The sequence below is a fragment of the Lapidilactobacillus achengensis genome (assembly GCF_003946655.1).
GTDB classification, from domain to species: domain Bacteria; phylum Bacillota; class Bacilli; order Lactobacillales; family Lactobacillaceae; genus Lapidilactobacillus; species Lapidilactobacillus achengensis.
In genome coordinates this window covers 16,824-28,837 of the sequence record NZ_RHOV01000026.1, presented here as the reverse complement: position 1 = coordinate 28,837, position 12,014 = coordinate 16,824, and the positions used below count along the sequence as shown (strand labels likewise).

Below are 12,014 nucleotides of genomic sequence, written 5' to 3'. Positions count from 1 at the left end.
CGGTGGGCGTCGTTTGAAGCCAATCCGCAAGCCCAGCGGCTTGTCTTCAAATCGAGCCTTATTCTAAGCGATAAATCGCTAAGAATAATCTCACCGCTGAGCCACACGTCCTGAGGCGGTTGCTAGGCAGAATTGAGCCTATCTGCAATTGAAGCGAAGGATTAGACGAAGTGCTTTTGCAAGCTAGAGGTCAACCAATTGCCCTTTTTTGAGGTGGTACGGCAACACCGACTGATTCGGATTAGAAGGTCGGGACATTTTTGCGTAGGTTGAACATCTCTACTTGTTTCCTTAACTGTTCATAGGTGGAAACCAACCGATTCAGCTAATTCATCAAGAACTTGTCTTAGTTCATCTGACAGACTGTACTGGTGTCACCCATTTAAATTTAGTGACCACTAGCCACGGTCGTCATTTGCGTGGATTCTCATCAATTGGCGATAGCCCGCCGGATGGCGTGAGTGCTCAAACGTCTGTTATAACGTTGAGCGGCTGGAGCGGAGAAATTCGGGGTGAGATCGCCGTGAAATTGTCCTTGGCGGCTTTGCCGCCTAGGACAAGGCCTGATTTTGAGACAAGCCGCGCACTTTGCGGATTGGCTCAAAACAGCGCCCACAGCGAGCTCACCCCGAATTTCGCAGCGCAAGCTGCGGCCAACCTACTTTTGCCAACCAAGTCCAGCGGCCAATCTGCTTTTAACAGCAATCGAAACGATCCCAACCAGTCGGAAACTTATCGGAGTTTACTGAGAAATCGACAGCAAACTCTGCTAAAATTAAAATGATGACGTCACAGAAAAAGTAACGTCATGAGTAAAGGAGTTTGCGTAATCAATGGTGAATGTGGCAGCACAAAAAATATTAGAGGAAAAATTCGGGTATGATCAGTTTCGCCCCGGCCAGGCCAAGGCCATCGACAAAGTCCTGGCTGGCGAAAACGTCTTGGCGCTGATGCCGACTGGTGGTGGCAAGTCCCTGTGCTACCAGATTCCCGCTTTACTTTTGCCGGGAATTACGTTGGTGGTGTCGCCGCTGATCTCATTGATGAAAGATCAAGTTGACGCGCTTCAAGAAAATGACATTGCCGCGACGTTTATCAATAGTAGCTTGAGCTTCCCCGAGATCCAAGAACGCTTGCAATTAGCCGCTCAGGGCGCGATCAAGGTGCTTTATTTAGCGCCGGAACGATTGGACAGTGATGGGTTCCGGCATCAATTGGCGCGCCTGCAGATCAGTTTGATTGCGGTGGATGAGGCCCATTGTATTTCTCAATGGGGGCATGATTTTCGCCCGAGTTATTTGAGTCTGGCGCCTGCATTGGCGGAGTTGCCTAGTCAGCCACCGGTGATCGCGCTGACGGCCACGGCGACGGAACAAGTCGCGGCGGATATTTGCCAGCGCTTGCGGATCCCAGCGGCCAATGAGGTCAAGACGGGGTTTGCTCGGGATAATTTGGCGTTTCAAGTGGTGCGGGATCAAGATCAGGATCGGTTTTTGCTGGATTATTTGAAGTTGAATCCGGATCAGGCCGGGATCATTTACGCCAGCACGCGCAAGGAAACGGAGCGGTTGACGCAATTGTTGCAGCGGCACAAGATCTCGGCGGCGTGTTACCATGGCGGTTTGAGCGATGTGGCGCGGCGGCAGGCCCAGGAGGATTTCTTGTATGATCGGGTCAATGTGATGGTCGCGACCAACGCGTTTGGCATGGGCATCGACAAAAGTAATGTGCGTTTCGTGATCCACGCCCAGATCCCCGGGAGTCTAGAGGCTTACTATCAGGAAGCTGGTCGAGCGGGCCGGGATGGCTTGCCCAGTGACGCGATTTTGTTGTTCAAATCTCAAGACATTCAAGTGCAACATTTCTTCATTGATCAGTCAGAGTTGGATGAGCATTTCAAGCAGACTGAATATTTGAAGCTCCAGGAAATGACCCAATACGCCAATACACCGTTATGCTTGCAGCGTTACATCCTGCGTTATTTCGGCGAGGTGACGGAGCAAGACTGTGGACGTTGCAGCAATTGCTTGGATCAGCGGGAATTGCAGGACATCACGGTGGACGCGCAAAAAGTGCTCTCCTGTGTGAAACGAATGCATGAACGTTTCGGGAAATCGGTGGTCGCCCAAGTGTTGACCGGTGCGAACAACCAGCGGATCCGGGAGCAACATTGGCAAGAGTTGTCCACTTATGGACTTCTGAGCCATCAAAAGCAAAAAGAAGTGACCGGGCTGATCGATTTTCTGACGGCGGCCGGTTATTTGCAGGCGACGACGGGGCAATATCCGGTTTTGCAAGTCAGTCCCAGTGGGATTGCGGTGTTGCGGGGTCAAGCGAAGGTTCAGCGCAAGCAAGCGGCCCAGGCCCAGCGTTCGCTTCCGGTCAACGATGCGCTCTTCCAGAAACTCCGGGCGCTACGGTTAAGCTTGGCCACCGAACAAGGGGTGCCACCTTTCGTCATCTTCTCCGACAAAACCTTGCGGGACATGGTGCGGCTGCAACCGCAAACCGACGCTGATTTCTTGGCGGTCAAAGGTGTGGGTCAAAGCAAATTGGACAAATACGGGCAACTGTTCATGGCGGAAATCGGCGCGGCGGCTGACACACCAGCTGATGAAGCGGCCGCCGCGTCAACCAATGCCACAACTGACTCGGAAAAATCGGTGGAAATCTAGCGGCCGGCTCGAAGCTGATCCGGCGGTCATCCGGTGACGGCTGGCTCAGGTAAAGGGGGCGTTCGTAATGGCGTTACGGCGAAAAAGATTGTTTTTGATTGGCGGGGTCGTAGCGCTCGCGTTGATCTTGCTGATGTTGGGCTGGCGTTATCAGGCCGAGCTGGCGCGCTTCTTCGCGGAAATCAAATTATATCGGCGTTATATCTTACGAATCCGCCATTTGGGACCGTACGCGTTCTTGGGGTTCGGGGTGGTCGTGGCGCTGATGACCTTGATTCCCGGCGCGCCGGCCTCCGCCGTTGCCTTGATTGCGGGTGGCTTCTTGGGCCATTGGTTGGGATTTGCGGTCAATAGTGTGGGGCTGATCGTCGGCAATTTGGTGCAGGCTCAACTGTTTACCGTGATCGATCGGCGTCATGGCGCCCGGGTCAACTCGCGGGTCTATCAATTTCTGATCAAAATGCGGCGGCCGGCTTTGGGGATGGTGATCGGCTACGCGGTACCCATGATCCCCACGGCCTTCGTCAATGCGGCGGCCAGCGCGACCCATGTGCCCCAGCGAACACGGGTGGGCGCTTGTGTGTTAGGGTCAACCATCGTGGCGTTCATTTACGCGTTCGCCGGCGATCTGTTGGTCGTGGCCAGCGCTTGGCAAGGCATTCTGGCCCTGTTGACGCTGGCAATCGTGGTGGCTGTCTTCGAATACGAAGTTCACTTACGCCGCAAGTCTTTTTCATCAAAGTAACAGCAATGTTCATGGGTTGACCGCCCAGAAACTTGTTGCGGACAAGCTGTATTCAAGCGGTCATCTTCAAGCAGCCATCTTCAAACTGCTGGCTTCAAACAAGTCGCATTCAAACAAGCAATATTCGGACAGACCAGCTTCAAACACGCAATATTTGGCAAAACTATTTTCGGAAAAGTTCAGTTCAATGAAGTTCATGGTGACACAGTTTATTTCAGATCAGTAAAGAAGGATTGGCTCATGACACAAATCGTTGCCGGGATCGTGGCCCACGTGGACGCGGGCAAAACTACCTTATCAGAAGCGTTGTTGTACCAAGCGGGGGCGTTGCGCCAGTTGGGTCGCGTCGACAAGGGCGATGCTTTTTTGGACTCGGACGCCTTAGAGAAACAACGGGGGATCACAATTTTTTCCCATCAGGCGCTGTTGCAGTATCAAGACTTGGCCTTGACCTTGGTCGACACGCCGGGACACGTGGATTTCGCCACCCAAACGGAGCAAGTCCTCAGTATTCTGGATTACGCGATCTTGGTGGTTTCCGCCACGGAAGGCATTCAAGGCCATACGCGAACGTTGTGGCGGTTGTTGGCCCGTTACCAAGTTCCCACTTTCATCTTCGTGAACAAAAGTGATCTGACCGGCGCCGATCCAGCCGGGGTTTTGCAGCAGCTACAAACGGAATTGGCGGAGGGTTGTTTGGACTTTCGTTTGACGGCGCAGGGTGAATTATCCTCCAGCACGCAAGAGGCGCTGGCGTTAGCGAACGAGACCCTGTTGGATGACTTTCTGGCGACGGGGCGCGTGCCTGACGCCGCGGTGCGTGGGTTGATCAAGCAGCGGCAAGTGATCCCCTGCTATTTTGGCGCGGCCTTGAAAATGACCGGGGTTGCCGGCTTGTTGGCGGGTTTGGCGCGCTGGACCGACACGAAATATGCCGCCGCCAAAACGGCAGACACTGCGGCCACACCGGCGGATTTTGGCGCGCGCGTCTTCAAGATCTCCCACGATGACAACGGCGAACGCTTAACCTGGGTGCGGGTGCTTAGCGGCAGTTTGCCTGCGAAAACGGTGCTCCTTGGAACCGAAAAGGCCAACCAATTACGCCGTTATAACGGGGCGAAATACACGGTCGTAGCGGCGTTACAAACTGGTGAAGTTGGCGCGATCGCTGGCTTGACCACGACTTTTCCTGGACAGGGACTGGGCGGCGTGACCACCCAGATCAGGCCAGCGTTACGCCCGGTTTTGACTTATGCGGTCCAGCCGCAAGCGGAGGATCCCCACGCTTGCTTGGTGGCGTTGCGGCAGTTGGAGGATGAAGATCCCCAGCTCCATGTGACCTGGTCGCCGCAACTGCAAGAGATCCGCGTGCGGTTGATGGGCGCGGTCCAGCTGGAAGTGCTGCAACAGTTATTGGCCGAACGTTATCAATTGGCGGTCAGCTTTGACGCGGGTCAGATTTTGTACCAAGAAACGATCACGGCTGCGGTGGAAGGGGTCGGCCATTTCGAGCCGTTACGCCATTACGCCGAGGTGCACTTATTGTTGCAACCTGGCGCGCGGGGTAGTGGGTTGACCTTTAAGAGTACTTGCCCTTTGGATGTTTTGGGCCGCAATTGGCAACATCAAGTGGCGACGAATTTGTTTGCCAAGGAACAATTAGGCGTGTTGTCAGGCGCGCCCTTGACTGATGTGCAGATCACCTTGGTAGCAGGTCGGGCCAGCAATGTTCATTCCGTGGGCGGCGATTTCCGTGAAGCGACTTGGCGGGCCTTGCGTCAGGGGCTGATGATGCTCAAGCAACAGGGCGCCTGCCAAATTTTGGAGCCATGGTATCAGTTTCGCTTGGAATTGGCGGGGGCGCAGATCGGGCGCGCGTTGAACGATCTGCAACAAATGCACGCCGAAGTTGACCCGTTAACGACCGCTAAGATAACGGCTGCCGACGCCCGAACGATCCTGACTGGAGCCGCGCCGGTGGCCACGATGCAAAATTACGCGCAAGCCGTCAATGCATACACCCACGGTCAGGGGCAGTTGAGTTGCACCTTGGCCGGTTATCGACCTTGTCATGATTCCGCCGCGGTGCTGGCGGCCCAGTCCTATGAGCCAGTCGCTGATTTGGATAACACGCCGGATTCGGTTTTTTGTGCCCATGGCGCGGGTTACCCGGTGGCCTGGGATCAAGTGCCCGCCGCTGCGCATTTGGCCTATCAGACGGATTTGTTGCAATAAAACGGCGGTGCCAAGCGCGGTTTACCAGTGAGAATTTTTTGCGGGACGGTCGCAATGGCAGCGTGGTCGGCGTCGGCCACGGGAGTAAGGAAGATCGAGGGCAAAGTTTTGCAGAAGAAATTGAAGCAAAGTACCAAAATTTGGCTGGCAGTGATCGTCGGCTTGGTCAGCTTGGTGTTGATCGGGGTTGCCGTACTCAAAACGCAGAGCTACCAACCAACACCGCAGGCGGAAACGGTGGCGCAGCAATCCGGGCAGTCCCGCGATGAGGGTCTGTTTTTTGCCGCCAAAAAGCCACAAGGGCCCACGGTGATCTTCTATCCCGGCGCGCTAGTGGCACCGGCCAGTTACAGCCTGTGGGCCCAAAAATTGGCGGAAAATGGCCACAATGTTTATATTGCCCGCTTTCCCTTGGATTTGGCGGTTTTGTCAGGGAAACGAGCCGATCGTTATTTGCGGCAACACCCGAACGAAAATTATGTGATCGGGGGCCATTCCCTAGGTGGGGTGATGGCCAGTCGCTACGCCAGCCAGCATTTGAGCCCGCAGTTGAAGGGCGTTTTCTTCTTTGCCAGTTATCCTGACCAGAAAGGCGATCTTCACGGGACGGATCTGCCGGTGTTGTCCTTGATTGCCGGCCAAGATGGCGTTTTGAACCAGAAGCGCTGGCGTGAGGCGCAGGCATACTTATCCGCTCAAACCACGATCGCCCAACTGATTGCTGGCAACCACGCCGGCTTCGGCAGTTACGGCGCGCAAAAAGGCGATCGCCCGGCCAAAGTCAGCAACGCCGCGCAACAACGCTGGATCGTGACCGAAATGTCGGAATGGCTGGCCGAGTTGCAATGAGGCGGCTGTCCTAGCCACGAAATCAGCGCCGCCGCTGATTTTACGTGAGTGCAGTCGCTACTATTTTAGAAAAATAAAACAAAAAAACTCGTGATGACCAACACAATTTAGGCTCTGTGTGCTGGCTTCACGAGTTTTTTTAGTGCCCAATAGTCTGGAATCTTGGTCTAAGCATTGAGGCAGCTTCAACCGATTTCCGGATGATGGGTTTCTTGATCAGCGCCGGTATGAACCACGATCAAGCGCACGATCTCGTCCGTCTGGTTACCCCAATTGTGGAGTCGCTGGGAACTGAAATGAGTCGCGTCAGTAGGATACATTTTGAAAGTTTGATCGTTGATCACCAAGGTCAAAACACCGCTGAGAACATAAATGAACTCTTCGCCTTCGTGAGTATAAGGCTCGGGCAGCTCTTTGTTTTCCCGCGGCAACAGCTCGATCAGCTCCGGTTCCATGGCCAGATCACTGCTGTCGGGACTCAAAGTTTTATAGATGGCCTTGTTGAACTTCTTGGTGATCTTCGGTTCATAACCGCGCATGATCACCTGCGCCTCATTGGCGTCGTCATCAAAGAAGTACTGGATCGAAACATTGAAGATCGCGGCGATGGTCGCCAAGTGAGTGACATCGATCGTCGTCAGTCCCCGCTCAAATTGTGATAGAAAACCGATCGAGATCCCGGTTTGTTCGGCCAAAGCTTTTAGAGTCATTTTATTTTGGGTCCGTAAGAGTTTAAGTTTGCCACCAATATTCATGAGTGTGAACCTCTTTCATTCGAATTTCTTGTTAATACTGATTATTGTTGAGTTTGCTTGAAAAAGCAAGTGGGTCGCGGCTGAAAGGCGATGGGCATCGGTTTGAAACGATTGAGGCGTTTCATTTCTATTCTTGAATCTGTTGCTTGATTGCAGGTGTAGGTGGGTTTAGATAGGGACGCAACCGCCTCAGGACGTTTGTCGTGGCTGGAACGCGGTGGGCATCGTTTGAAGCCAATCCGCAAGCCCAGCGGCTTGTCTTCAAATCGAGCCTTATTCTAAGCGATAAATCGCAAAGAATAATCTCACCGCTGAGCCACACGTCCTGAGGCGGTTGCTAGGCAGAATTGAGCCTATCTGCAATCGAGGCGAAGGATTTGACGAAGTGGTTTTGCGAGCTAGAGGTCAAACGATTGCCCACTTTTGTTGTGGTATGGCAATGCCAACTGATTCGAATTAGAAGGTTGGTACAGTTTGCATCGGTTGAACATCTTTACCCGCTCCATAAACAATTCTCGATGAAACCGACCGATTCAGCTGATTCACTGAGAACTGGGTCTGTTCATCAAGCAAACTATACTGGTGTCACCAATTTAAAGCTGGCAACCACTAGCCACGGACGTCATCTGCGTGGTTCCCATCAATTGACCATAGCTTACCAGTTGGCGTGAGTGCTCAAACGGCTGTTATAACGTTGGCGTGAGTGCTCAAACGGCTGTTATAACGTTGAGCGGCTGGAGCGGAGCGTGGCGTTGAAACGTGCTCCACACAACTGACTTCTGCGCTTAACTACGCCAGGCTTCCGGAGGCAAAGCCCAGCCTCCAAAATCCTGGCTAGGTTAATGCTCAAAGTCAACCCGTTGTGTTCCGCACTCTGGCGTTGGTGGTCTGTTTGCTCGCTTGGCGGAAGGTCGGGCTGGGGGTGAGTCAGCCGCGAAACGTGTTCGCCGACCTAGCTTCTTCCGCTTAGCTACGCAACTATTCTGGAGACATAGACCGGCCTCCAAAATAGTTGCTAGGCTAATGCTCAGAAGCTGACCAGGTCGGCTCTCACTCTGAATCAATTATTGTTGGCGATTTATCGTCTACAATAAGGCCGAGTTTTGAGCTTTTCGGCGGGTTTCCGAAAAGCTCAAAATCGTGCCCGCAGCGTTCCACCACCCCCAGCCCGACCTGGAGCCCTACCACAACTGCCCACCACCAACGCCACGCGCAGCGCAAGCTGCGGCCAACCTACTTTCAACCAGTGCCAACCACCTCATCAAAGTCGCCCGGACAATTTAACACCAAAATGAAATTATCGGTGATTAGACCTTGATAGTTTCACGAGAATGAATTATACTGTGGTTGCTTGTTAAAATAATTATATCACAATAACCACAAACATTCAGTTAAATCAAGCAACTTACGAATAGAAAGCGCTTTATAAAATCAACAAGCTTGATTTCATGATTTTGAAAAAAGGAGGCTGTTTCATGCAGCAACCATTGATCTTCAATGTGCAGAAGTTTTCGACCCACGATGGTCCGGGAATCAGGACGACGATTTTCTTCAAGGGATGTCCGATTCGGTGCCAGTGGTGTCACAATGCGGAAAGCCAGAAATTCACCGCGGAACGAATGCTGGATAAGAATGGCGTACCCCAATTGATTGGGCGAACTTACGAGATCGACGAATTGGTGAAATTGGTGGCGCAAGACCAACTTTTCTATGATCAGTCTGGTGGGGGCGTGACGTTCTCTGGCGGTGAGGTCATGGCGCAGCCGTTGCCGTATTTGCTGGCTTTGGCTCAGGGGATCAAGCGCCGTGGGATCCATTTGGCGATCGATACGTGTGGGGTGGTGCCACAGAAAAATTTGGCGGCGATCTTACCTTATGCGGATCTGTTCCTTTACGATTTGAAATTCATTGATTCCCAGTTGCATCAGCGTTACACCGGCGCGGGCAACGAGAAAGTTCTAGATAATCTGAAATTTCTGAGTGATCAAGGTGCGGTGATCGATTTGCGGTTGATTTTGTTGAAGGATCTGAATGATACCGAAGAAATGTTGCAACGAACCTTGGCTTGGGTCCAGGAGAACCAGATCCGGATCGCCCGAGTTAGTCTGTTGCCTTATCACGATTTCGGTCGGGATAAGTATCGCAAATTAGGGCGTGAATGCACGCAAAACTTCGCCGTGCCCACCGATGAACGTTTGGCGGCGATCAAGGCGGCCTGGGAGCAGCGTGGCGTGCCGGTGAAAATCGGCGGCTGATCGGTTACCATTGGATAATTTGTTTGCACCAGCTTGACGAGACCTGTTTCATGACAATTTTAAGGAGGAATTACCATGACGTTATCAGCAGTTGCCCCAACGTATCGCCGCGGTTCCACGGAGCGGATCAAGAATCTACGTGAAATCAGCGAGAAACAGTATCAACCGAGTATTTCAATGGAACGGGCGGTTCTTTTGACCGAGGCTTATCAGAAATGGGAAGGCAAGGTTTCTGCCCCGGTGCTTCGCGGTTTGTCTTTCAAATATATGATGGAACGCCGGACGCTTTATTTGGAGCGGCATGGCATTATTGTTGGTGAGAAGGGTGAACGTCCTTGGGCGGCGCCGACTTTCCCAGAACTGTGCTGTCACACCATGGCGGATTTCGCCAACATGAACGATCGCGAACACGTCTTTTTCAAGGTGTCGGCGGAAGATCGGCGGATCCAAGAAGAAACGATCATTCCTTACTGGCATGATCGGGCCTTGATGACGCGGATGAATCAGTTGTTGCCTGAGGAATGGCACAAGTTGTTTGACGCTGGTCTTTATACCGAATTCTTGATGCAACGGGGACCAGGGCACACGGTGGCTGATGGCAAAATCTATCAAACCGGTTATTTGGATTTCATGGCCCGCATTGATGCGGAATTAGCGCAAATCGATTATCTTGGCGATCAACGCGCTTTGCAACGGCGGGATGAATTACAAGGGATGCGCTTGGTTTGTGAAGGCATGATTATCTTAGGCCAACGTTACGCAGAGAAGGCGCGGACTTTGGCGGCGACCGAAACGGATCCGCAATGGCGGCAAGAGTTGCTGGAGCTGGCTGAAGTTTGTGATCAGGTCCCGGCCCACGCGCCGCAAACGTTCCGGCAGGCGGTTCAAATGTATTGGTTCACCCATATCGGGGTCACCAGTGAAATGAACAACTGGGACGCGTACTCACCCGGCAAATTGGACCAGCATTTGGAGCCGTTCTACGATGCGGATCTGGCCGCGGGGCGGTTGACGCGAGATGAAGCCAAGGAAATCTTGGAGGATCTGTGGATCCAATTCAATAATCAACCGGCACCACCAAAAGTCGGCATCACTTTGAAGGAAAGTGCGACTTATACTGATTTTTGTAATTTGAACACGGGGGCGTTGCGGCCGGATGGAACGTCGGGTGTTAGCGAAGTGTCCTATTTGATCTTGGAAGTTATGGATGAAATGAAGTTGTTGCAACCTTCCTCCAACGTTCAGATCTCTAAGAAATCGCCGGAGCATTTCTTGAAAGAAGCCTTGAAAGTTTCACGTAAAGGCTGGGGGCAACCCGCGTTTTACAGTTCCGAAGCAATCATTCAAGAGTTGATGAATTTAGGTAAAAGTCTGGATGACGCTCGTGATTCCGGGATCGCCAGTGGCTGTGTCGAGACGGGCTGTGCCGGCAAAGAAGCCTATGTCCTGACGGGCTACCTGAACATTCCTAAGATTTTCGAATTGGTGTTGAACCGCGGTTTTGACGCCTATACGCAACAACAAGTGGGCTTAGACTTGGGCGATCCGACCACTTTTACCAGTTATCAAGAGTTGTATGACGCCTTTCAAAAACAGATGAAATATGTGGTCGATGTCAAAGTTGCCGGGAATAACTTGATTGAACGGATGTATATGGATCAAATGCCAGTGCCACTGTTGTCTGTGATCACCGACGATTGCATCAAGCAGGGGATCGACTATAACGCTGGTGGCGCGCGGTACAACACGAGCTATATCCAGTGCGTCGGGGTGGCCACGATTACTGACTCGTTGGTTGCCATCAAGAAGAATGTGTTTGAGGATCAGACCGTCACCATGGCAGAAATCTTGGCGGCTTGCCAGGCAGACTTCGCTGGACATGAGGCGACTTTCGACTTGGTTTATAACCAGACGCCGAAATACGGCAATGATGATGATTACGCTGATCGGGTCTTGGTCACGGTCAGTCATACCTTGCAAGACGTGATTGCCGGACGGAAAACGCCGAAAGGTTCGCGGACGGTGGTGGAATTCTTGCCAACAACTTGCCACGTTTATTTCGGGCAAGTGATGCAAGCAAGTCCAAACGGGCGTCATGCGGGGATCCCGTTGCCCGATGGCATTTCTCCGGAAAAAGGCGCGGATCGTCAAGGCCCAACCGCGGTGGTCAAATCAGCGGCGAAATTGGATCAGCTGAAGACTGGTGGAGCGCTGCTGAACCAGAAATTTACGCCAGCGGTGGTTGCCGGTGAACAAGGTCTGGCCAATCTCGCCAGCCTGATCCGGGGTTATTTCGCCATGGATGGTCACCATATCCAGTTCAATGTGATCGACAAGGCGACGTTGTTGGATGCCCAGGCACACCCGGAAGATTACGAGGATTTGATCGTGCGGGTCGCCGGGTATAGTGATTACTTCAATAATCTGGATCGCGCCTTGCAAGACGAGATCATTCAACGAACGTCACAAGAATTTGCGTAAATCGAGAAGGTAGAGGGAA

At 52.6% G+C, this 12,014-nt stretch carries 9 protein-coding genes; 8 read left to right on the top strand and 1 reads right to left on the bottom strand.

Going from position 1 to position 12,014, the window contains the following annotated elements; genetic code table 11:
* The first annotated feature begins 391 nt into the window (after positions 1-391).
* The 5 genes from EKM94_RS10955 (at position 392) to EKM94_RS10935 (ending at position 6,504) form a co-directional block, all read left to right on the top strand.
* Positions 392-784: a hypothetical protein gene (locus EKM94_RS10955; RefSeq protein WP_125601822.1), complete on the top strand. Its 393-nt coding sequence runs from the start codon at positions 392-394 to the stop codon at positions 782-784.
* Between the two features lie 49 nt (positions 785-833).
* Positions 834-2,675, top strand: a complete 1,842-nt coding sequence (recQ, locus tag EKM94_RS10950) for a DNA helicase RecQ (protein WP_125601819.1) — start codon at positions 834-836, stop codon at positions 2,673-2,675.
* 67 nt (positions 2,676-2,742) lie between these two features.
* Positions 2,743-3,420 (top strand): VTT domain-containing protein, encoded by a 678-nt coding sequence (locus EKM94_RS10945; protein ID WP_125601816.1) that lies wholly within the window; start codon positions 2,743-2,745, stop codon positions 3,418-3,420.
* A 240-nt stretch (positions 3,421-3,660) separates the two neighbouring features.
* Complete coding sequence (locus EKM94_RS10940) at positions 3,661-5,655, top strand: elongation factor G (RefSeq protein WP_125601813.1); 1,995 nt, start codon at positions 3,661-3,663, stop codon at positions 5,653-5,655.
* 54 nt (positions 5,656-5,709) lie between these two features.
* Positions 5,710-6,504: an alpha/beta hydrolase gene (locus tag EKM94_RS10935; protein WP_125601810.1), complete on the top strand. Its 795-nt coding sequence runs from the start codon at positions 5,710-5,712 to the stop codon at positions 6,502-6,504.
* 185 nt (positions 6,505-6,689) lie between these two features.
* Here the strand turns inward: EKM94_RS10935 and EKM94_RS10930 are convergent, their stop codons facing one another.
* Positions 6,690-7,259: a helix-turn-helix domain-containing protein gene (locus EKM94_RS10930; protein ID WP_125601807.1), complete on the bottom strand. Its 570-nt coding sequence runs from the start codon at positions 7,257-7,259 to the stop codon at positions 6,690-6,692.
* A gap of 203 nt (positions 7,260-7,462) precedes the next feature.
* On the opposite strand from EKM94_RS10930, the gene EKM94_RS12915 reads away from it, so the two are divergent.
* From EKM94_RS12915 to hypD, 3 genes are all read left to right on the top strand, one after another.
* Positions 7,463-7,588 (top strand): hypothetical protein, encoded by a 126-nt coding sequence (locus EKM94_RS12915; protein WP_263853258.1) that lies wholly within the window; start codon positions 7,463-7,465, stop codon positions 7,586-7,588.
* 1,146 nt (positions 7,589-8,734) lie between these two features.
* Complete coding sequence (locus EKM94_RS10925) at positions 8,735-9,514, top strand: glycyl-radical enzyme activating protein (protein WP_125601804.1); 780 nt, start codon at positions 8,735-8,737, stop codon at positions 9,512-9,514.
* Positions 9,515-9,589: 75 nt separating this feature from the next.
* Complete coding sequence (gene hypD / locus EKM94_RS10920; protein ID WP_125601801.1) at positions 9,590-11,995, top strand: trans-4-hydroxy-L-proline dehydratase; 2,406 nt, start codon at positions 9,590-9,592, stop codon at positions 11,993-11,995.
* Positions 11,996-12,014 lie beyond the last annotated feature (19 nt).